The organism is Pseudomonas sp. FBF18 (assembly GCF_024261405.1).
GTDB classification, from domain to species: Bacteria; Pseudomonadota; Gammaproteobacteria; order Pseudomonadales; family Pseudomonadaceae; genus Aquipseudomonas; species Aquipseudomonas palmensis.
In genome coordinates this window covers 56,464-78,431 of record NZ_QKRS01000007.1, presented here as the reverse complement: position 1 = coordinate 78,431, position 21,968 = coordinate 56,464, and the positions used below count along the sequence as shown (strand labels likewise).

Below are 21,968 nucleotides of genomic sequence, written 5' to 3'. Positions count from 1 at the left end.
GCCCGCTACCTGCCCCCGCGTGAACACCAGGTCACTAGCTGACTAACATGACAAATATATGAAAGAATGCAAACAAGTTGCTTGACTTTGCAGCCTTTCAACTACAACACGAACAGCTAAGGCACCTTGAGCCGGATCAATATTCTTTAAATATCCATTCAATAAAAACGCCTGTCTGCCGATACACCACGAAAGCCTTCCGGATAGAACAGCTTATGCGTAACAATCAGCCGATTACCCAGCGCGAACGGACTTTCCCTGCCCAACAACGTCTGATATCGACCACCGATGCCAAGGGTGTGATCACCTACTGCAACGATGCCTTCGTCGAGATCAGCGGCTTTTCGCGGGAGGAGCTCATTCGTGCGCCACACAACCTGGTCCGGCACCCGGATGTGCCGCCGGCTGTGTTTGCGCATATGTGGAGTACGCTCAAGCAGGGCCTGCCGTGGATGGGCATCGTCAAGAACCGCTGCAAGTCGGGTGATCATTACTGGGTCAACGCCTACGTCACCCCTATCTTCGAGAACAACCAGGTAGTCGGCTACGAGTCGGTGCGGGTCAAGCCCAGCGCCGAACAGATCCGTCGCGCCGAGGCGCTGTATCACCGCATCAATCAGGGCAAGCCACCCATTCCGCGCCGCGACCGCTGGCTGCCGGTACTGCAGGACTGGCTGCCGTTCATCCTGGTCAGCCAGGTCGGCTTCCTGATCGGCAGCTGGCTGGGCCACTCCTGGGGCTTCGCCGTGGCGGCCGCCCTGTCGGTACCGCTGGGGCTGCTGGGCCTGAGCTGGCAGCAGCGTGGCCTCAAGCGCCTGCTGCGCCTGGCCGAACAGACCACCTCCGACCCGCTGATCGCGCAGATGTACACCGACAGCCGCGGCGTGCAGGCTCGCCTGGAAATGGCCATGCTCAGCCAGGACGCGCGCCTCAAGACCTGCCTGACCCGCCTGCAGGACACCGCCGAGCACCTCAACGAGCAGGCGCGCCAGTCCGACACCCTGGCCCACAACAGCTCCTCGGGCCTGGAGCGCCAGCGCGTGGAGACCGAGCAGGTGGCCGCTGCCGTCAACCAGATGGCCGCCACCACCCAGGAAGTGGCCAACCACGTGCAGCGCACCGCCGATGCCACCCAGGAAGCCAACCGCCTGACCGGGCGCGGCCGCGACATCGCCGGCGAAACCCGCGATGCGATCCAGCGTCTGTCGGCTGCCGTGGGCGAAACCGGCCTGACCGTGACCCAGCTGGCCCGCGACAGCGACGAGATTGGTGGCGTGGTCGATGTGATCAAGGGCATTGCCGACCAGACCAACCTGCTGGCGCTCAACGCCGCCATCGAAGCGGCACGCGCCGGTGAAATGGGCCGCGGCTTCGCGGTGGTGGCCGACGAAGTGCGTCAGCTGGCGCAGCGCACCAGTGAATCGACCGGGCAGATCCACGGCCTGATCGCCAAGCTCCAGCAAACCGCCAGCAATGCCGTACAGACCATGGAAACCGGCCATCGCCAGGCCGAGGAAGGTGTGGCACGGGTGATGGAAGCCGACCAGGCGCTGGTGGGCATCAGCGAGGCGGTGGCCAACATCACCGACATGACCACGCAGATTGCCGCCGCTACCGAAGAGCAGACCGCAGTGGCCGATGAAATCAGCCGCAACATCAGCACCATCGCCCAGCTTGCCGACCAGACCTCCGAGCAGGCCCAGCATTCGGCGCTGCTCAGCGAGGAACTGACCCTCACCGCCACCACCCAGTATTCCCTGGTGGAGCGCTTCAACCGTTGACCCGGTGGCGCACAACCTCTGGTTGTGCGCCCACAGCGGTCTACCAGTCCAGTGTCAGCCGGCTTTCGAAGTAGCGCTCCTGCCCATCGAGCGGGTCGTTGAAGCGCAGGTTGTGGGCCAGCAGCTTGAGTGGCCTTGCGTAGTCATCGGGGCCCTGCACGATCTGCGGGTAGAACGGATCATTGCAGATACTCGCCCCCAGCGCCGTCATGTGCACCCGCAACTGGTGGGTCTTGCCAGTGACCGGTGACAGGCCGTAGCGCCACCACTCGCCGTTTTTTTCCAGAACCCGGGCAATGGTTTCGCTGTTGCTGACGCCGGGCACCTCCTGCATGCGAAAGAACGGCTCGCCATTGACCAGCCGGCTCTTGTGCACCCGCGGGAACTCCAGCTGCGGCAAGGCGCGGGCAATGGCCTGGTAGTGCTTGTCGATCTGTCGGGTGGGAAACAGCTGCTGATAGGCCGAACGGCTTTGCGGGTTGGCCGAGAACAGCACCAGGCCCGCCGTGTGCCGGTCGATGCGGTGCAGTGGCACCAGGTGCGGGTTGTCGAGCCGGCGAATCAAACGGCGCAGCAACGTGTGCTCGACATATTCGCCAGTGGGCGTCACCGGCAGAAAGTGCGGTTTGTCGGCCACCACCAGGTGCTCGTCGACGTGCAGGATATGCTCCTGCACCGGGATCGGCTTTTCGTTGGGTACTTCGCGAAAATAGTGGATACGCAGGCCTGGCTTGTAGGCAAGGCCCACGTCAATCGGCGCGCCCTGGGCATCCAGCACCCGCCCACGGGCGATGCGATCGAGCCATTGTTCACGGCTGATCGCCTTGAAGTGGTCGCACAGGCAGTCGAGCACGGTGGCCCAACTGCCCGGTGGCAGGCAGACAGTGCTGGCCTGGTGCTGGGCCGGATCGAAAGGGACACTCATGGACATGCTCGCCAGTTGGGGGCCGTCCATTATCCGGCATGCCTGCCGGCTCAGCCAGCCCGGGTTGCCGCAGCCTCGGTAAACTCCTTGAGCCAGCGCAGCACATCCACCGCCTCCCAGCGGCCCGGATCGTACAACGCATACATCAGGCCCTGATAACCGACCACATCCAGCGCCCGGTGGTAACCGGCGCGCTGGAACAATGCCTCTATCTCGGCAAAGCAGGTGTTGAAGTGGATCTTGCTGAAAGGGGTCTTGCCCTCGGTGACCAGGCCATCGAGGCGCAATTCGAGCACGGCCTCGCGCACCTGTTCGACAGCCATGCGGTTGACGCTGTATTTCAATTGTTCGACGTTGACCATCGTCCGGCCCCTCTGGCGCAAGCGCTCACCCGATTACTGTATTTGCATACAGTGTATGAATGAACAGTACTCACTGCAACCCCGGCAGGTAGCCGGTACCCTCGCGCACCGTCAGCACCTGCTTGCGCCCTGCCCCTTCGGCGATGGCGAGGTGAACCCAGCGGTCGAACTCCAGAATGAGCTGGTCGAATGCCAGACCGCTGTCCAGGATACGTTGCGCCACCACCAGGGGTGAAAGCGCCGCCACGCTGATATCGGCTGCCAGCCCGAGGGTATGCGCACTGCCGCTCACCCCGCCGACACGGCGGTTGAGCTCGTTGCTGCGGTAGGCACTGTTGACGCGGATGGGATGCCCGAGCAGGCTGCGTACCTGCTCCAGGGTCTGGCTCAGACGGCGCAGGTTGGCCAGGGCATCGGGGCCGGGGTGGTTGGTCAGGCCTTCACGCCGGGCAGTTTCGGAAGCGGTCAGTTCTTCCAGTGTGAAATGCGGACTCAGGTGCATGGTTCGCCACTCCTTGGCGGATGAGACTTCGTCACGGGTGTATGCTGCGCTGGCGATTCTCCAACAGCACCTGCGCCGTTGCATCACAGATTGTGCATCGGCATGTGAACACCCCGCTGGCGACGCTCAGCTCAGAAACGCGACCACCTGCTCGGTATCGAACGGCCAGAGCAGCTCGGCACCGGAGTCACAGCGACGCAGCACCGGAATCAGCAGGCCGTAGCGCTCGACATCGGCCGGATCATCGGCAATATCGACCAGCTCGACCAGCAGCCCGTGCTCGACAAGCGGCATCAGAATGGCCTCGGCCACCTCGCACAGGTGACAGCCCAGGGTGCCGAGCAGTTGAGTTTCAGGAAGCATGGGAGGTACCGTGAAACGTGAAAAGCGGACCCGTATTCTAGGCCCGTACACCTGGCGGGTCGAGACACCAACGACTGACCTGGGTCAGCCTGCGTGGCCTCGAGCGCTGTAGACTGACAAATTTTTTCGCGCCCGTCGGCATTGCAATGGAGTGTATTGAGTGTTTGCCAACCTGCTGATCATCCTGGCCTCGTCACTGGTGGTCATCGCCATTTTCCGGCGCCTGCAACTGCCCCCCGTGCTGGGCTACCTGTGCGTCGGCCTGTTCGTCGGCCCCACCGCCCTGGACTGGGTCAATGAAAGCGAAGAACTGCCCGACCTCGCCGAAATGGGCGTGGTGTTCCTGCTGTTTTCCCTGGGCCTTGAATTCTCCCTGAGCAAGATGCTCGCCCTGCGCCGCGTGGTCTTCGGCCTGGGCAGCCTGCAGGTGATCTGCTCGGCGCTGCTGCTGGCCGGCCTGCTGGGGCTGCTTGGCATGCCGGCCGGGGCTGCCCTGCTGCTGGGCGGCGGCCTGGCGCTGTCGTCCACCGCCATCGTCAGCAAGGAGCTCACCAGCCTCGGCGAAATCTTCAGCAGCCACGGCCAGAACGCCATTGGCGTGCTGCTGTTCCAGGACGTGATTGCGGTACTGCTGCTGACCCTGGTGCCGGTGTTCGCCGGCCAGGGCGGCCAGGCCTGGTACTGGGCGCTGCCGCTGACCCTGGGCAAGACCGTGATCCTGTTCATCGGCCTGCTGCTGGCCAACCGCTGGCTGCTGCCGCGCCTGTTCCACGAGGTGGCCCGCTCGCACTCGGCCGAGCTGTTCGTGCTGCTGGCGCTGGTGATCGTGCTGCTGACCGCCTGGCTTACCCACCTGCTGGGCCTGTCTCCGGCACTGGGGGCGTTCCTCGCCGGGATGCTGCTGGGCGAAAGCAACTATCGCCACCAGATCGAAGCCGATATCCGCCCCTTCCGCGACATCCTGCTGGGGCTGTTCTTTGTCAGTATCGGCATGCTCATCGACCTGCAACTGTTTGCCAGCCACGGCCTGGAAATCCTCGGCCTGACCCTGGCCCTGCTGGCCATCAAGGGCGTGGTGGTGGCGGTGCTGGTCAAGCTGCGCGGCAGCGACAGCGAAACCGCCTGGCGCAGTGGCGTGGCCCTGGCCCAGGGCGGCGAGTTCTGCTTCGCACTGATGGCGCAGATGCAACAGACCCGCCTGCTGCCCGAAGACCTCGGGCACCTGCTGCTGGCCGCCACCTTCTGTTCGATGCTGGTCACCCCGCTGATGCTGCGCGGCGCTCCGGCGCTGGCCGCCCGCCTGCATCGCAAACCCAACCAGGAGGTGCAACTCGAAGAGATCCAGGCACAAAGCGCCTCGCTCAGCGGGCACGTGCTGATCTGTGGTTATGGCCGGGTAGGCCAGTCTATCGGGCGCTTCCTGCGGCGCGAACAGCTGGCCTTCATTGCCCTGGACGACGACCCGGTCAGGGTGCAGGAGGCCGCCGCCGGCGAGCAGCGCGTGCACTACGGCGACTCGCGGCGCGGCGAACTGCTGGCGGCCATCGGCCTGGAGCGTGCCCGGCTGCTGGTGATCGCGGTGGACAAGACCGATGTCGCCATGAGCGTGCTCAAGGCCGCCCGTCACTTCAACACCCAGGTGCCGATCCTGGTGCGCACCCGCGACGACAGCCTGCGCGACGAACTGCGCGCCGCAGGTGCCACGGCGGTGGTACCGGAGTTGCTGGAGTCCAGCCTGATGCTCGCCTCCCATGCCCTGGTGATGCTCGGCGTACCCCAGGAGCGTGTACAGCAGCGTATCGACGAGGTGCGCCAGAGCCGCTATCGCCTGCTGCACGGGTTCTACCAAGGGGCGCAGACCAGCCCGGTCGACAGCGAAGGCCTGCCCAAGGTCATGCTGCATGCGGTCAACCTGGGCGCTGATGCCTATGCCTGCGGACGCCCGCTGACCGAGCTGGGCCTGGACCTGCTCGGGGTGGAAGTACAGGCCGTGCAGCGCGATGGCGAGGAAGTGGCCCTGGCCACCGATACCTGCCTGCATGCCGGTGACGCGGTGCTGCTGAGCGGCCCCTCCAACGCCATCGATGCCTGCCAGGCCCGCCTGCTGACCGGGCGCTAGCGACTGCCGTGCGCACTACCCTGGCCCGCCATGTGGGGGCCGGGGGCGCGAATGCAGCGCTGACGTGGAGTTTTTTCCGGGGTTTGTCGTGGATTGGGTTATGGTTTATCGACCGGCCGTCGTTTCGCGCCCTGATCTGGCGCGGCCGCCCGGCCTGCTGCACCAAGGCAAGGCAAATGCTGTACCACTGCCGATTGCACTGAACCTTACGCAGCGCTCGGCACTCGAAATGCCAGACGCCCACTTGACACGGAGAGACCCATGGCCCGCAAAACTGCAAAAGACATCCTTCAGGCAGACTTCGAAATCCTGGTACAGGATGCCGAAAAACTGCTGGAGCACTCCGCGACCCTGGCCGGCGATCAGGCCGACGAGTTGCGCAGGCAGATCGAGGAAAGCGTGTCGCGTGCCCGCGAGACCCTCAAGCAGACCCAGGACTCGGTACGTGAACGCAGCCAGGCTGCACTCAGCGCCACCGAGGACTACGTGCAGTCCAACCCCTGGCAATCCGTCGGCATTGCCGCTGGCGTGGGCTTTCTGATCGGCCTGCTGGCCAGTCGTCGCTGAGGTACGGGGTATGGAAACCGAAACCACCGGCTCGTCTTCACGGCGCCTTGGCGCCGCCATCCTTGGTCTGCTGCACGGCCACGTCGAACTGTTCGGCATCGAACTGCAGGAACAGAAGGCGCGCACCCTGAGCCTGCTGCTGTTCGCCGGGCTGGCCCTGGTGTTCGCCCTGCTGTTGCTGACGGCCTTGTCGGCGCTGCTGCTGATTCTGCTGTGGGACAGTTATCGCCTGGCCGGCATCATCGGCCTGTGCGTGTTCTACAGCCTGGCGGCGGTATTCTGCGGGCTGCGCCTCAAGGCAGCGGTGTTCGACGAGTCCTCGCCGTTCCATGCCACCCTCGAAGAACTTGCCAAGGACCGGGAGCGCCTGTTGCCATGAGCCTGCCTGAATTGCCGCAAACCACCGACCGCCGCGAACTGCGCAAGGCCCTGGTACGCCTGCGCCTGGAAATGCGTCGCCAGGAAATCCGCCACGAATCCGGGCAACTGCTCAAGCCGCTGACACGCCTGCGCGGGGTGGGCGACTCCCTGCAAGGCGGGCTGCAGGGCGGCCTGGGCATCAAGCACGCACCCCTCTGGGGTATCGGCGCCGTGGTGCTGCTGGGCTTTCTGACCGGCAAGGGCGCACGCAACGGCAGCCTGACACGGCTGGCCGGCGTGGGCAGCAGCCTGACCCCGCTGATACGCCTGTTCATGCAGTCAAGGCGCTGAACGCAAACTGGCTGCATTCTTGCAATACGAGGCGGCGGGCCGCAGGCTTGCCGTGCTGAGCATCCGGCCAGCCGTCTCGTAAAAACAAGGAGCCGCCGTGTACGACGGGCACCCGCTCGCCTGCTATCAACCCTTCATCGATACGGCCACTGGCCGCATCGCCGGTATCGAAGCCCTTGGCCGACTGGTTCAGGCCGACGGCCAGCTGCGCTCGGTCGGCCCGCTGTTCATTGACCCGCAAATGCCCACCGCAGCCCTGCGCACCCTCGATCGCACGCTGCGTGGCCAGGCCCTGGCAACCTTCAGCCAGGCACCGGGCGACTGGTTTCTGAGCCTGAACATCTCGCCCCGCTGGATCAGCGAGCTGGCTGCCGACGAGCCCTTGCCCAGCCTGATGCAGGTACGACAGCACGGCATCGATCCACGCCGGGTGGTCTTCGAGATCACCGAACAGGGCGGCGACCTGCAGCGCCTGGCCGATGTGGTCACGCGCTATCGCCAGGCCGGCGCGCGCATCGCCATCGATGATTTCGGCGCCGGCTACTCGCAGCTGGACCGGGTGCTGGCGCTGCAGCCAGACATTCTCAAGCTTGACATGCGCCTGTTCCAGGCCGCCGCCCGCGGCGGGCCCAGCAGCGAAGTGGTCAAGGCCCTGGCCCAGATGGCCGAGAAGACCGGGTGCTGGATCATTGCCGAAGGCGTCGAGAACGAGGCCGAGCTTGACTTCGCCCTGGAATGTGGCGCGCGTTACCTGCAGGGCCACCTGTTCGCCCAGGCCCAGGCCGGTTTTTTCGCCAGCGATGCATTCGTCACCCGCTTCGGCCACCTGCGCGAGCGCTACGTGCAGGGCAAGCTGGACGAGCGCGCACGGCTGATGCAGCGCCGCCAGCAACTGGCCGAACTGATGCCCCGGCTGCAGGCCTGGGCGCAGGCCCAGGCCTCGGTCGAACAGTTGCCGAACCTGCACGCCTACCCTTGGGTGCTGCGGTTTTTTCTGTGTGACCGGCACGGCACCCAGCTCACCCCCAATCTGGAATGGCACGGCCAGCACTGGCACGTGAACAACGGCTACCAGGGCCACAACTGGTCATGGCGGCCCTACTTTTATCACCTGCTGGCCGAGGGCTGGGATGAGCGCCGGTTGATTCTGTCCAGCACCTACCGCGACGCCACCACCAACCAGTACTGCATGACCGCCGGCCAGTTCTTCGACGACGGGCGCCGCCTGCTGCTGATCGACCTGGATGCCGATGGCCTCTGAGGGTTGCGGCCACGTCCGGGACACGGGAAGCTAGGGGCCTGCCCCGCACTGGAGAACCGGCCTTGGACTGGCACACACTGCTTACCCGCGAACGCCTCGGCAAAACCCTGCACAGCCCCGAAGAACTCGGGCGCAGCCCCTTCCACAAGGACCACGACCGGATCATCTTCTCGGGTGCCTTTCGCCGCCTGGGGCGCAAGACCCAGGTACACCCGGTCACCAGCAACGATCACATCCACACGCGTCTGACCCACTCGCTGGAGGTCAGTTGCGTGGGCCGCTCGCTGGGCATGCGGGTGGGCGAGACACTGCGCGACAGCCTGCCGGACTGGTGCGCGCCCAGCGACCTGGGCATGGTGGTGCAGTCTGCCTGCCTGGCCCACGATATCGGCAACCCGCCGTTCGGCCACTCCGGCGAGGACGCAATCCGGCACTGGTTCCAGCAGGCCGCCGGACGCGGCTGGCTGGATGCGATGAGCGATGCCGAACGGGGCGACTTCCTCAATTTCGAAGGCAATGCCCAGGGCTTTCGCGTGTTGACCCAACTGGAGTATCACCAGTTCGATGGCGGCACGCGCCTCACCTACGCCACCCTGGGCACCTACCTCAAGTACCCCTGGAGCGCCCGCCACGCCGATGCCCTGGGCTACAAGAAGCACAAGTTCGGCTGCTACCAGAGCGAGCTGCCGCTGCTGGAGCAGATCGCACGCAAGCTGGGCATGCCGCAACTCGAGCCGCAACGCTGGGCCCGGCACCCGCTGGTGTACCTGATGGAGGCCGCCGACGATATCTGCTATGCGCTGATCGACCTGGAAGACGGCCTGGAAATGGAGCTGCTCGACTACGCCGAGGTAGAAGCGCTGCTGCTGGGGCTGGTGGGTGACGACCTGCCGCAAACCTACCGCCAGCTGGGCCCCGGGGATTCGCGCCGGCGCAAGCTGGCGATCCTGCGCGGCAAGGCGATCGAGCACCTGACCAACGCCGCCGCACGGGCATTCGTCGAGCAGCAGCAAGCCTTGCTGGCCGGCACCCTGCACGGCGACCTGGTCGAGCACATGCACGGCCCGGCCAAGCGCTGTGTGCTGCAGGCCAAGGACATGGCGCGCAAGAAGATCTTCCAGGACAAGCGCAAGACACTGCATGAAATCGGTGCCTACACCACGCTGGAGATTCTGCTCAATGCATTTTGCGGCGCAGCACTGGAACAGCACGGCGGACGCACGCCCTCGTTCAAGCACCGGCGCATCCTTGACCTGCTGGGCAACAATGCGCCCGACCCCAACAGCACATTGCACAGCGCCTTCCTGCGCATGATCGACTTCATTGCCGGCATGACCGACAGCTATGCCAGCGAAATGGCCCGCGAAATGACCGGGCGTTCAAGCCCGATCTGATGCAGTTGACCCGATCAATACGCTGCAACTTCCACGTATGTAACGTAGGCGATTGCAGCCGTATTGATTAGTGCGCAAAACGATATGGCGCGCTTGAAAATCAACTATTTGTAGCCTTGCGCCCAACTTATTGTAGGAATTTTCCCATATTAAGTTTGAGCGCAACTCTATTTACGTGCACGCCTTCCAACTGGGCTATGGTGCGGCTTCTTTATGGCCCCTACCTGGAAGGTGATTATGCACTCCGTATTTATTGTCGACGATCATCCCGTCATTCGCCTGGCTGTACGCATGTTGCTGGAGAACGAGGGTTATCGGGTCACCGGCGAATCCGACAATGGCGTTGACGCCATGCAGATGACCCGCGAAACCGTGCCCGACCTGATCATCCTCGACATCGGCATCCCCAAGCTGGATGGCCTGGAAGTGCTGTCACGCTTCAACAGCATGGCCGTGCCGATGAAGGTTCTGGTGCTGACTGCGCAATCACCCGTACTGTTTGCAACACGCTGCATGTTGTCGGGGGCTTGCGGTTATGTATGCAAGCAGGAGGACCTCAGCGAGTTGCTCAGTGCCATCAAGCCGGTACTTTCCGGTTACAACTATTTCCCCAGCCAGGCAATAAACCCACTTCGCCATCAGGACAGCGGCGACAGCGAGATGGAACTGTTCAAGACCGTCAATGATCGCGAACTGATGGTTTTGCAACTGTTTGCCCAGGGCAAGAGCAACAAGGAAATTGCGTCCGGCATGTTTCTCAGCAATAAAACCGTGAGCACCTATAAAAAACGCCTGATGCAGAAACTCAAGGCCAACTCGCTGGTGGAACTGATCGAGATGGCCAAACGCAACGCGCTGGTATGAGTGCGAGCATGGCCAAACGTCTTCTGTTGTTCTGCCTGCTGTTCGCCGGGGCCTGCCTCGCCTCTTCGCTCTGCGCCAACGAACCCGGCGAGCGCAACTACGAGCTGCTCAGCCGCAGCGGCCTGGCGGCCATGGCTGTAACCCCCACACCGGCCCAGGCCGACTGGCTCGACAAGCATGAGGTGCTGGTACTGGGCACTTCGGCACCGGACTACGCGCCGTTCGACATCACCGCCAGTGGCCGCGACTACGAGGGCCTGACCGCCGACTACGCCGGCCTGATCGGCAATACCTTGAACCGGCCCATTCGGGTAAAGCGCTTCGCCAACCGCGACAAGGCCCTGCAAGCCCTGATAGACGGGCACATCGACCTGCTGGGAAGTGCCAATGGCTACGATGCCGCCCTCCCCGAGGTGGCCCTGTCGCGCCCCTATGCCGAAGACCTGCCGGTGCTGGTCACCCGCGAAAATGAAACCCGGGCACTGGACAACGGCCTCAAGGGGCTGCGCCTGAGCGTGGTTGCCCATTACCTGCCATTGAGCGAGGTTCGCGCCACCTACCCCAACGCCACGGTGCAGACCTACAGCTCCTACCACAATGCCCTCAACGCGGTGGCCTTCGAACAGGCCGACGTGTTCCTGGGGGACGCCTTGTCGACCTATTACCAGATCAACCAGGGCTACCTGAAAAACCTCAAGATGGTGAACTTCGGCAAACACGAGCCTGTGGGCTTCAGCTTCGCCCTGCGAGCCGACAACCCGCTGCTGCTCGAGCTGGTCAATACCACCCTGGATGCGGTCACCAGCGCCATGCGCACCAGTATCTTCCAGCGCTGGAGCATCGGCGACGGCATGCTGCTGACTGATCGCAAGCTGCAACTTTCCCCACGCGAACAACGCTGGCTGGCGGCACACCCGGTGGTGCGTGTGGTGGTGGACGAAAACGCCGCGCCGCTGTCGTTCTACGACAGTGCCAACAACCTGCGAGGTATCGTTGCCGACCTACTCGAGCTGATCCGTCTGCGCACCGGCCTGCGTTTCGAGATCCATCGCAGCGCCGGCATCAGCGACATGATCGACCAGTTGCACCAGGGTCGCGCCGACGTCATCGCCACCATCACGCCCAGCACACAGCGCGAAGCCACCCTGAACATCAGCCGGCCCTACCTGGAGAACGCCTACGTGCTGGTCACGCGCAAGGGCGAGGACGAACCTGCCTCGCTGCGCCAGCTGTATGGCAAGCGCCTGGCCGTGACCCGCGGCAGTACGCTCAACGACGGGCTGCGCATTCGCCATGGCGGCATCGAGCTGGTTGAAACGGAAAGCCCCGCAGCCTCCGCCGAACTGCTGTCGCGTCACCAGGTCGACGGCATGGTCACCGCGCTGATCAATGCCAATTTCAGGCTCACCACCCAAAAGCAGCTGATCATCCGCGCCAACATCGGCGACGAGCCGGCGACCTACTCCATGGCCACCGCCCAGGGCGCCGACGAACTGACCTCTATCCTCGACAAGGCCCTGCTTAGCATCCCGCCCCAGGAGCTGGGCGCAATCAATGGCCGCTGGCGCGATTTCAGCGGCGAACCCAGCTCCTACTGGCAAAGCCACCAGCGCTTCATCATTCAACTGGTGCTGGGCACTGGCCTGCTGCTGATCCTGTCGCTGGCCTGGAACGGCTGGATGCGTCGCCAGATCAAGAAGCGCGAGCAGATCGAGCGCGCCCTGGGCGACCAGCTCGAGTTCATGCGGGCGCTGGTCAACGGCACGCCGCACCCGATCTATGTGCGTGACCGCCAAGGCCTGCTCAAGAGCTGCAACGACAGCTACCTGCAGGCCGTTGAGGCGCGCGCCGAAGAGGTACTGGGCAAGTCCATCCACGATGCGCCGCTCACCGATGCCGACAATGCCAGTCAGTTTCAGGCGGACTACCAGCAGGTGATGAACGAAGGCCTGCCATTGATCGTCGACCGCCCCATGATGCTGAAGAACCGCGAGCTGACCATCTACCACTGGGTACTGCCGTACCGCGACTCGCTGGGCGAGGTACAGGGCATCATCGGCGGCTGGCTGGACATCAGCGACCGCCGCCAGCTGATCCAGGAACTGCGCCAGGCCAAGGAGCAGGCCGATAACGCCAACCGCGCAAAAAGCAAGTTCCTGGCCACCATGAGCCACGAGATCCGTACCCCCATGAACGCGGTGATCGGCATGCTCGAGCTGGCACTCAAGCGCGCCGATGCCGGGCACCTCGACCGTCCCGCCATCGAGGTGGCCTACAGCTCGGCCAGGGACCTGCTGTCGCTGATCGGCGATATCCTCGACATCGCGCGTATCGAGTCCGGCCACATGAGCCTGAGCCCCCAGCGCGTCAACCTGGGTGAGCTGGTGGAGTCGGTGGGTCGGGTGTTCGAGGCCCTGGCCCGGCAGAAGGACCTCAGCCTGAGCCTGGTCATCGACGAGAGCGCCTGCCGCGACGTGCTGCTCGACCCGCTGCGCTTCAAGCAGATCCTCTCGAACCTGGTCAGCAACGCGATCAAGTTCACCGACCAGGGCCAGGTACGCGTGGACCTGGCCCTGCAACCGGGGGCCGGGCCCGATACCCTGCAACTGCTGCTCTCGGTCAGCGACAGCGGTATCGGCATCAGCGCGACCGACCAGCAGTACCTGTTCCAGCCCTTCGCCCAGGTCGCCCCCGACAGCCCGCTGGCACGCAGCGGCACCGGCCTGGGCCTGGTCATCAGCCGCAGCCTGTGCGCCATGATGGGCGGCCAGCTGACGCTGCACAGCGAACCGGGCACCGGGACCGAGGTGAAGATCAGCATGCCACTGACGGGGCTGGCAGCCTGCGAGAAGCTCGCCGACCCCGTGCCCCAGCCGACCTTGCCGGCGCCGGCGGTGAAGGTGCTGGTGGTCGACGACCACCCGGCCAACCTGCTGCTGATGGGCCAGCAGCTGGACTTTCTCGGCGTGCAGCACACCAATGCCGACAGCGGCCTGAGTGCGCTGCAGGCATGGCGCCTGGAGCCTTTCGACGTGTTGATCGTGGACTGCAACATGCCGCAGATGGACGGCTACCAGTTGGCCCAGGCCGTACGCGAGGAAGAGCGCATACTCGGGCGCGCGCCCTGCACCATCCTGGCCTACACCGCCAACACCCAACCTGAAGTGCGTGATCGCTGCCACGCCGCGGGCATGAACGACTGCCTGCTCAAACCCATCACCCTGCATGAACTCAGCCAGCGCCTGAACGACGCTCCCCTGTCGGCAGGACGCGCCCGTGGTGACATGCCCCTGATCGACCTGATGGGGCTGGGGCCGATCATCGGCAACGACCCAGGCGAACTGCGCCGCCTGCTCGAACAGTTGCTCAGCTGCGCCCCGATCGACCGTCAGCAGCTGCTCGACGCCGATACTCGCGGCTCGCCGGCAATACTCAGGGACGCTGCACACAAGGTGCTGGGGGTGGCGCGCATGGTGCAGTCCGAAACGCTGATGCTGGCCTGCGAACGGCTGGAAGCGGCGTGCGAGGACGCTGCGCCAGAACCTGTGCTCAGGCGACGCAAACGGCAGGTGCTAAGGGCAATGAACGAGGTGGATCAGGCGTTGCGCGATACGCTGGAGGCGCTGTCGCAGCCCACGAGAACGGGGCCGATGCAGGGGTAGAACGCAAGCGGCAGCCACCAGGGCTGCCGCTTTGACGAGGTATCAGCTAGCCGGGTTGACCGGCTTTTCCGGATACCAGGCATCCAGCAACGGGCTGACTTCGATCTTGGTCAGCTCGCTGCGGCCTTTGAGCCATGCCTGCACTGCAGCACGCTGCTCTTCGGTGACCGAGCCACGATCTGCCTTGCAGACCAGACCGAAGTCGTCGCCGCCGACGTAGTCCAGGCCGTTGGCATCCATGGCTTCATCCAGGAAGGCGTCGAGGAAAGCGTCAATGGCTTCGTCGGACAGGTCTTCCTTGAACTCCAGGTTCAGTTCGAAACCCAGCTCCTGGAACTCGTCTACACACAGTTTTTTACGCAGACGGCGGGAACGGTTGGTCGCCATGAAACAATCCTCTTAAGTAATAACGCGCGGCACTTTACCAGTTCCACCGCGAAACTGCCTGAATAAAACCCGAAAAATCGCCGCACTGACAGGCATTGTTAGGCACATGGGCAGCATGCGTGGTGCATAATGCGCGCTATATTTTTCCATACCGGGGCCGTCACCCTATTGCGCTCTGGTTTTTTTCACCCCTCGCCTGCAGGGTTTCAGTGCAAATGACCACATCTCTACGTTCACTGCTGTTCGCCGGCCTGCTGCTGCCACTGGCCATGCCGGCCCACGCCGCCCCCGTCAACACCACCCTTTCGCCCAAGGTGCAACAGGCCCTCAAGACCAACAAGCTCGACGGCTCCGCGCTGTCGCTGGTGATGCTGCCGCTCAATGGCCCGGGCACACCCACGGTGTTCAACGCCGATGTGTCGGTCAACCCGGCCTCGACCATGAAACTGGTCACCACTTATGCCGCGCTGGAAATGCTCGGCCCGACCCACCAGTGGAAAACCGAGTTCTACACCGACGGCACCCTGAGCAACGGCACCCTCAACGGCAACCTGTACCTCAAGGGCGGCGGCGACCCCAAGCTGAACATGGAAAAACTCTGGCTGCTGATGCGCGACCTGCGCGCCAACGGCGTACAGACCATCAATGGCGACCTGGTGCTGGACCGCAGCCACTTCGTGCAGCCCCAGCTTCCCCAGTTCAACGACGACGGCGGCGATGAAAACAAGCCGTTCCTGGTCAAGCCCGACTCCCTGCTGGTCAACCTCAAGGCCTTGCGCTTCGTGGCACGCAACGATGGCGGCAAGGTCCTGGTATCGGTAGAGCCGCCCATCGCCAGCATCCGCATCGACAACCAGGTCAAGGCGGTACCGGGCAACCAGTGCAAGGGCGAAGTGCGCTACAACCCGGTGACCCAGGCCGACGGCGTCAGCGTGGTGGTCAGCGGCCAGTTGGCTGACGGCTGCAACTCCCAGACCTACCTGGCACTGCTCGACCACCAGACCTACGCCGCCGGCGCGGTACGTGCCATCTGGAACGAACTGGGAGGGCGCATCATGGGGGCTGACCGGGTTGCCGAAGTTCCCAAGAGTGCACGCCTGCTGGCCCGCGCATTCTCCCCGGACCTGGTGGAGGTGATCCGCGACATCAACAAATACAGCAACAACACCATGGCCCAGCAACTGTTCCTGAGCCTGGGCGCGCAGTACCGCACCGATGCCGACGGCGACGATGCCCGTGCCGCACAGCGCGTGGTGCGCCAGTGGCTGGCGAAGAAAGGCATCACCGCGCCGCATCTGGTCATGGAGAACGGTTCAGGGCTGTCCCGTGCCGAGCGTGTCAGCGCCAGGGAAATGGCTACCCTGCTGCAGGCAGCCTGGAAGAGCCCCTACGCTGCCGAATTCATCAGTTCGATGCCGCTGACCGGCATGGACGGCACCATGCGCAAGCGCCTCAAGCGCACCGCCATGACCGGTGAAGCACACATCAAGACCGGCACCCTGAATACGGTGCGTGCCATCGCCGGCTTCAGCCGCGACAGCAACGGCAACACCTGGGCGGTGGTGGCAATTCTCAACGACCCAAAACCCTGGGGCGCCTCGGCAGTGCTCGACCAGGTGCTGCTGGACCTGTACCGCCAGCCAAAGCTCAACAGCAGTACCGCAGCGCTGCAACCCTGAGCCGGGCTCAGGGCTCCACCCGGGCGTGTAGGCGGTGGCTGCAAGGTAGCCACCCCCACACGCCTGATCACATCCTGCGCGCCATCAGCGCGCCTGGATGCGCCATGCGCGGTGGATCTTGCTGTTGCGCGCGAAGTCCGGGTCCAGGGTCTGGGCGGTGATCTCCTCGACCGCGTAACGCTCCTGCAAGTGTTCGTCGAGCTGGAACTTGCGGAAGTTGTTGGAGAAATACAGCACGCCACCCGGTGCCAGGCGCGCAACGGCCAGGTCAAGTAGCTCCACATGGTCACGCTGCACGTCGAACACCCCTTCCATGCGCTTGGAGTTGGAGAAGGTCGGCGGGTCGATGAAGATCAGCTCGTACTCCTCGCGGCAGGCCTGCAGCCACGCCATCACGTCGCCCTGCTCCAGGCGGTTCTTGTCCGAGAAGCCGTTGAGCGAGAAGTTGCGCCGCGCCCAATCCAGGTAGGTTTTCGACAGGTCGACACTGGTGGTGCTGCGCGCGCCACCCTTGGCCGCATGCACGCTGGCCGTGGCGGTATAGCAGAACAGGTTGAGGAAGCGTTTGCCGGCCGCCTCGCGCTGGATGCGCATGCGCATCGGGCGATGGTCGAGGAACAGCCCGGTATCGAGGTAGTCGGTCAGGTTGACCAGCAGCTTGACGCCGCCTTCGCTCACCTCGGTGAACTGACCCTGGCTGCTCTGGCGCTCGTACTGCTTGGTGCCGGATTGCCGCTCGCGCCGCTTGATCACCACGCGGCTCTGGTCGATGTTCAGCGCCTGGGGGATCGCCGCCAGGGCATCGAACAGACGCGCCTGGGCTTTTTCCGGGTCGATCGAACGCGGCGCGGCGTACTCCTGAACATGCACCCAGTCATGGTAGAGGTCGATGGCCAGCGCGTATTCCGGCATGTCGGCATCGTAGACGCGATAGCAGGTGATGCTCTCGCGCTTGGCCCACTTGCCCAGCTGCTTGAGGTTCTTCTGCAGGCGGTTGGCGAACATCTGCCCGCCTTCGCTCAGACGCGCCGGCTCGCTGGCGACTGAAACCACGGGCTCGCTCGGCTCGCTGCCCCGCTCGCGCTCTGGCTGACGACGCTCGCCGGTGACGAACTGATCGGGCTGCACCCTGATCAGCAGCAGCTTGCACGGCAGCGCGCCGTTCCAGAAGGCGTACTGCTTGTGGCTGCGAATACCCATGCGCTTGCCCAGATCGGGCGCGCCGGTGAATACCGCCGCCTCCCAGTTCAGGCAGGCCTGGCGCAGGCGTTCACCCAGGTTCTGGTAGAGATACAGCAGGCTGGCTTCATCACCCAGACGCTCACCGTAGGGCGGGTTGCAGATTACCAGGCCCTTCTGGTTCTGGTCGGGACGCGGCTCGAAGCTGCCCACTTCGCCCTGGTAGATCTTGATCCAGTCGCTCAAGCCCGCACGCTCGACGTTGTTGCGCCCTGGCTGGATCAGCCGCGGATCGGCCTCGTAGCCGCGGATCCACAGCGGCGGACGTGCCAGCCCGGCTTCGGCGCGCGCCTTGGCCTCGTCGTGCAGCTTGCGCCACAGCGCCGGCACGTGACCCAGCCAGGCGCTGAAGCCCCAGCGCTCGCGGCGCAGGTTCGGCGCGATATCGGCGGCAATCATCGCCGCCTCCACCAGGAAGGTGCCCACACCGCACATCGGGTCGGCCAGCGCGCCGCCCTGGGCGGCAATACGCGGCCAGCCAGCACGGATCAGCACGGCAGCGGCAAGGTTTTCCTTCAGTGGCGCAGCCCCCTGCTGCAGACGGTAGCCTCGCTGGTGCAGGCTGTGGCCGGACAGGTCCAGGGACAGAATCGCCTCGCCGCGTTCCAGGCGCAGGTGCACACGCAGATCGGGGTTGAGCTTGTCTACCGAAGGCCGCTCGCCCGCCGCGTTGCGCAGCTTGTCGACGATGGCATCCTTGACCTTGAGCGCGCCGAAGTGGGTGTTGTCGATGCCCGAGCCGTGCCCGCTGAACTCCACGGCCAGGCTGCCAGTGGCTTCCAGGTGATCCTGCCAGTCGACGGCGTTGACCCCGTCATACAGGTCATCGGCGTTCTTCATGTTAAAGCGCTTGAGCACCAGCAGTACGCGGTTGCCCAGACGCGACCAGAGGCACAGGCGATAGGCGGTTTCCATGTCGGCTTCGCCGCGAATGGCCGAGGTGTGCTCTCGCACATCCTCCAGGCCCAGCCCACGGGCTTCTTCGGCAAGCAGGCCTTCCAGGCCCTTGGGGCAGGTGAGATAGAGTTCGAAACGGTCCGACATGAGTAATCCAAGCCTTGAGCAATAGGTGAAAAGGCAAGCGCATCGCCCCTTCGCTGTTTGATCGAACGCCTTCCAGCAGGCGTTCGAATGGCGCTGACATGGCGCCGGGCCGCCGGACAACGGCCATTTACCCCAGGGTAAAAAGGCTTTGATCGTCCGGCAGAATGAAAAATTCTAGTAAAACTGCGACTTTTTATGACCCTTCGTCGTTTTGAGCCCCTGCGTTGGAAGTGATTCTCAACGATGGCGTTCTGACCTGAGGCATGAGCAAAGCCTGATCATAGCTGGCTTTGCCTTCATTTCGCCGCTGAAGCAATTTTTTACTTATCCCCTGACCCTTGGAAAGGTTACGTCCTTATGACAAAACGATCATTCACACTGTGACCTGCATTGGTTAGAACTCGTATCAGGTTGTCCTGCAACGGGGCAACACTTCCAGCTCGCCACGCCGGCAGCGAGCGCATAACCGGCAGAACGATTCTGCCCGGCCTCAGCCGAGGCCGACGGGACATTACAGTCAACAAGTGAGGGCAACACCCTATGAGAAGACTTAAGCGTGATCCGTTGGAAAGAGCATTTTTACGTGGCTACCAATATGGGGTCACCGGCAAATCCCGCGAGCTTTGCCCTTTTACTCTACCGTCAGTACGCCAAGCCTGGGTCAACGGCTGGCGCGAGGGACGTGGCGACAACTGGGACGGTATGACCGGCACTGCGGGTATCCATAGACTCAACGAACTTCACGCCGTTGGCTGAACGAGGATCTGAATTCTAGTCACCATGCACGCTCTATCCGAGCGGCGGGCTGCGGCCCAGGGGCCCCTTTTGAGGGGCCCTTTTTTATGCCCGCTCAGCGTGACCCCATGGCGGCGATGGCGTCCACCGACTCGCGAATCAGCGCAGGCCCCTTGTAGATGAACCCGGAGTAGATCTGCACTAGGCTTGCACCGGCCGCGATCTTCTCGGCGGCGTGCTTGCCTTCGGTGATACCGCCTGCTGCGATGATCGGCAGCTTGCCACCCAGTTCGGCGGCCAGCATGCGCACCGTGTGGGTACTCTTGTCGCGTACCGGGGCGCCCGACAGCCCACCGGCCTCGTCAGCATGCGCCAGGCCTTCCACGCCTTCGCGGCTGAGGGTGGTGTTGGTCGCGATCACTGCGTCCATGCCAGTGGCCAGCAAAGCCGACGCCACCTGTGCGGTTTCCTCATCGCTCATGTCCGGGGCAATCTTGATGGCCAGTGGTACGCGCTTGGCATGGGTCAGGGCCAACTCCTCACGGCGCTCGGCCAGGGCCTGGAGCAGTTGCTTGAGCGAATCGCCAAACTGCAGGCTGCGCAGGCCAGGGGTGTTGGGCGAACTGACGTTGACGGTGACGTAGCTGGCGTGACCGTAGACCTTCTCCAGGCAGATCAGGTAATCGTCCACTGCCCGCTCCACCGGGGTATCGAAGTTCTTGCCGATATTGATGCCCAGCACGCCATGGTAATTGGCCGCACGCACACGCTCGAGCAGATGATCGACGCCCAGGTTGTTGAAGCCCATGCGGTTGATGATCGCCTCGGCTTCAGGCAAGCGGAACAGCCGTGGCTTGGGATTGCCTGGCTGCGGGCGCGGGGTCACGGTGCCGATCTCGACGAAACCGAAGCCCAGTTGAGCGAAGCCGTCGATGGCGGCACCGTTCTTGTCCAGCCCCGCTGCCAGCCCGACCGGGTTGGCGAACTGCAAGCCCATGACGGTTACCGGCAACTGCGCCGGCGCCTTGGTCAATAGCCCGTTGAGGCCCAGGCGCCCACCTGCACCGATCAGGTCCAGCGACAGGTCGTGGGAGGTTTCCGGGGACAGTTTGAACAGCAGCTGGCGGGCCAGGGTATACATGGGCAGGCTTAGCTCGAGGTGTGGGAAGGCAGCGATTATAGCGGTGCAGCCGCCACGAAGACAGGCCCGCGTACGCCTTGCACCCACCGCCTGATCAAATCGCAGGCAAAGAAAAGCCCGGCCGGAGCCGGGCTTTTCTCAAGCGTCAGACCAATTACTTGGCTTGGGCTTCTACTTGAGCTTCAACGCGACGGTTGACAGCGCGACCAGCTTCGGTGGCGTTGTCAGCTACCGGACGGGTCTCACCGTAGCCAACCGATTCAACGCGGTTCGACTCAACACCGTACTGGTTGGTCAGAACCTGCTTCACGGCGTTTGCACGACGCTCGGACAGCTTCTGGTTGTAAGCGTCAGGACCGACGGAGTCAGTGTGACCTTCAACAGTGGTGGTGGTGGATGGGTACTGCTTCATGAAGTCAGCCAGGTTCTTGATGTCGCCGTAGCTGTTTGGCTTGACGACCGACTTGTCGAAGTCGAACTTGACGTCCAGCTCTACACGAACGACTTCAGCAACAGCCGGGCAGCCATCAGCGTCAACGGTAACGTTGGCTGGGGTGTCAGGGCACTTGTCGACGTTGTCGCACACGCCATCGTTGTCGCTGTCGGAGCAGACTTCAGCTACTGGAGCTGGCGCAGGAGTCGGTGCAACCTTGCCACCGCTACCACCGAAGTTCAGACCCAGACCCAGGGATGGGCCCCACTCGGTGTTGCCGTTGTCGATGTTGTACATCGCTTCAACGCCAGCACGGGCGAACAGGTTGTCGGTGATGTACCACTTGGCGCCAGCGCCCAGGTTGGCGAAGGTGGAGTGATCGCGACCGTTACGGGTAGCTTGGCCCAGGCTCTCGTGAGCGAAACCAGCCGATACGTAAGGACGGATTGCGTCACCAACGGTACCCAGGTGGTAGGTGGCGTCCAGCTTGGCCTTGGAACCTTTGATGTCCTTGTTGAACACGTCGCCACGAGCGTTGTGAGTCTCGTTGTAGCCCAGGTCCAAGGACACGTCGTCGGTCAGGAAGTAACCGAGGCGAACACCAGGATTGGTGCCGTCGTTCTTGAAGTTACGCTCGCTGTCGTAGTACTGCTTGGTGACGTTGCCTTCAATTTCGACTGCGCCTTGGCCTTGTGCCAGAGCGCCGAAGGAAGTTGCGGCAACAAAAGAACCAATGGCCAAGCCCAAGGTGTTTTTCAATTTCATCCGTTAAATCCCCATCTGGTGATTGTTAAGTAGT

Annotated in this window: 19 protein-coding genes; 11 read left to right on the top strand and 8 right to left on the bottom strand. The window is 63.5% G+C overall.

Translation table 11 applies throughout. The annotated features are described in order from the left end of the window. Positions 1-215 precede the first annotated feature (215 nt). Positions 216-1,781 (top strand): PAS domain-containing methyl-accepting chemotaxis protein, encoded by a 1,566-nt coding sequence (locus tag DN387_RS13035; protein WP_043864593.1) that lies wholly within the window; start codon positions 216-218, stop codon positions 1,779-1,781. Positions 1,782-1,821: 40 nt separating this feature from the next. Here DN387_RS13035 and DN387_RS13030 read toward each other — a convergent pair whose 3' ends face one another. The 4 genes from DN387_RS13030 to DN387_RS13015 all read right to left on the bottom strand — a co-directional run bounded on the left by DN387_RS13030 (position 1,822) and on the right by DN387_RS13015 (position 3,933). Continuing rightward, on the bottom strand, positions 1,822-2,706 hold the full coding sequence (locus DN387_RS13030; RefSeq protein ID WP_043864664.1) for a pseudouridine synthase: 885 nt from the start codon (positions 2,704-2,706) through the stop codon (positions 1,822-1,824). A gap of 50 nt (positions 2,707-2,756) precedes the next feature. Next, a complete protein-coding gene (locus DN387_RS13025) occupies positions 2,757-3,068 on the bottom strand; it encodes a hypothetical protein (RefSeq protein WP_043864594.1) in 312 nt (103 codons plus the stop codon). Positions 3,069-3,138: 70 nt separating this feature from the next. Beyond that, on the bottom strand, positions 3,139-3,570 hold the full coding sequence (locus DN387_RS13020; protein ID WP_054916203.1) for a D-Ala-D-Ala carboxypeptidase family metallohydrolase: 432 nt from the start codon (positions 3,568-3,570) through the stop codon (positions 3,139-3,141). Between the two features lie 126 nt (positions 3,571-3,696). Continuing rightward, entirely contained in the window at positions 3,697-3,933 is a 237-nt protein-coding gene (locus DN387_RS13015) for a glutaredoxin family protein (protein WP_043864595.1), read from the bottom strand. Positions 3,934-4,093: 160 nt separating this feature from the next. Here DN387_RS13015 and DN387_RS13010 point away from each other — a divergent pair, with 160 nt between their 5' ends. The 8 genes from DN387_RS13010 to DN387_RS12975 all read left to right on the top strand — a co-directional run bounded on the left by DN387_RS13010 (position 4,094) and on the right by DN387_RS12975 (position 14,511). Then, positions 4,094-6,052, top strand: coding sequence for a monovalent cation:proton antiporter family protein (locus DN387_RS13010; protein WP_043864596.1), 1,959 nt, complete (start codon positions 4,094-4,096; stop codon positions 6,050-6,052). 261 nt (positions 6,053-6,313) lie between these two features. After that, complete coding sequence (locus DN387_RS13005) at positions 6,314-6,619, top strand: YqjD family protein (RefSeq protein WP_043864597.1); 306 nt, start codon at positions 6,314-6,316, stop codon at positions 6,617-6,619. Between the two features lie 10 nt (positions 6,620-6,629). Continuing rightward, on the top strand, positions 6,630-6,998 hold the full coding sequence (locus tag DN387_RS13000; RefSeq protein WP_043864598.1) for a phage holin family protein: 369 nt from the start codon (positions 6,630-6,632) through the stop codon (positions 6,996-6,998). Next, entirely contained in the window at positions 6,995-7,330 is a 336-nt protein-coding gene (locus DN387_RS12995; protein ID WP_043864599.1) for a hypothetical protein, read from the top strand. Before DN387_RS13000 ends, DN387_RS12995 begins: the two co-directional genes overlap by 4 nt. A 97-nt stretch (positions 7,331-7,427) precedes the next feature. Beyond that, positions 7,428-8,591, top strand: a complete 1,164-nt coding sequence (locus tag DN387_RS12990) for an EAL domain-containing protein (RefSeq protein ID WP_054916204.1) — start codon at positions 7,428-7,430, stop codon at positions 8,589-8,591. Positions 8,592-8,653: 62 nt separating this feature from the next. Further along, on the top strand, positions 8,654-9,985 hold the full coding sequence (locus DN387_RS12985) for a deoxyguanosinetriphosphate triphosphohydrolase (protein WP_054916205.1): 1,332 nt from the start codon (positions 8,654-8,656) through the stop codon (positions 9,983-9,985). Positions 9,986-10,222: 237 nt separating this feature from the next. After that, positions 10,223-10,849, top strand: a complete 627-nt coding sequence (locus DN387_RS12980) for a response regulator transcription factor (RefSeq protein ID WP_054916206.1) — start codon at positions 10,223-10,225, stop codon at positions 10,847-10,849. A gap of 8 nt (positions 10,850-10,857) precedes the next feature. After that, positions 10,858-14,511 (top strand): transporter substrate-binding domain-containing protein, encoded by a 3,654-nt coding sequence (locus DN387_RS12975; RefSeq protein ID WP_082405778.1) that lies wholly within the window; start codon positions 10,858-10,860, stop codon positions 14,509-14,511. Positions 14,512-14,553: 42 nt separating this feature from the next. On the opposite strand, the gene DN387_RS12970 is transcribed toward DN387_RS12975, so the two are convergent. Further along, positions 14,554-14,898 carry a YggL family protein gene (locus DN387_RS12970; RefSeq protein WP_043864604.1) on the bottom strand — a complete coding sequence of 115 codons (345 nt, stop codon included), beginning with the start codon at positions 14,896-14,898 and terminating at the stop codon, positions 14,554-14,556. 215 nt (positions 14,899-15,113) lie between these two features. Between DN387_RS12970 and dacB the strand changes: the two genes are divergently transcribed. Continuing rightward, positions 15,114-16,577 (top strand): D-alanyl-D-alanine carboxypeptidase/D-alanyl-D-alanine-endopeptidase, encoded by a 1,464-nt coding sequence (dacB, locus tag DN387_RS12965; protein WP_043864605.1) that lies wholly within the window; start codon positions 15,114-15,116, stop codon positions 16,575-16,577. 84 nt (positions 16,578-16,661) lie between these two features. Here dacB and rlmKL read toward each other — a convergent pair whose 3' ends face one another. After that, on the bottom strand, positions 16,662-18,860 hold the full coding sequence (rlmKL, locus tag DN387_RS12960; RefSeq protein ID WP_054916208.1) for a bifunctional 23S rRNA (guanine(2069)-N(7))-methyltransferase RlmK/23S rRNA (guanine(2445)-N(2))-methyltransferase RlmL: 2,199 nt from the start codon (positions 18,858-18,860) through the stop codon (positions 16,662-16,664). 540 nt (positions 18,861-19,400) lie between these two features. On the opposite strand from rlmKL, the gene DN387_RS12955 reads away from it, so the two are divergent. Beyond that, positions 19,401-19,616: a ribosome modulation factor gene (locus DN387_RS12955; protein WP_078479587.1), complete on the top strand. Its 216-nt coding sequence runs from the start codon at positions 19,401-19,403 to the stop codon at positions 19,614-19,616. A gap of 94 nt (positions 19,617-19,710) precedes the next feature. On the opposite strand, the gene DN387_RS12950 is transcribed toward DN387_RS12955, so the two are convergent. Together DN387_RS12950 and DN387_RS12945 are read right to left on the bottom strand one after the other, a co-directional pair. After that, positions 19,711-20,736, bottom strand: coding sequence for a quinone-dependent dihydroorotate dehydrogenase (locus DN387_RS12950; protein WP_054916209.1), 1,026 nt, complete (start codon positions 20,734-20,736; stop codon positions 19,711-19,713). Between the two features lie 154 nt (positions 20,737-20,890). Beyond that, a complete protein-coding gene (locus DN387_RS12945; protein ID WP_043864608.1) occupies positions 20,891-21,934 on the bottom strand; it encodes an OmpA family protein in 1,044 nt (347 codons plus the stop codon). Between the last annotated feature and the right edge of the window lie 34 nt (positions 21,935-21,968).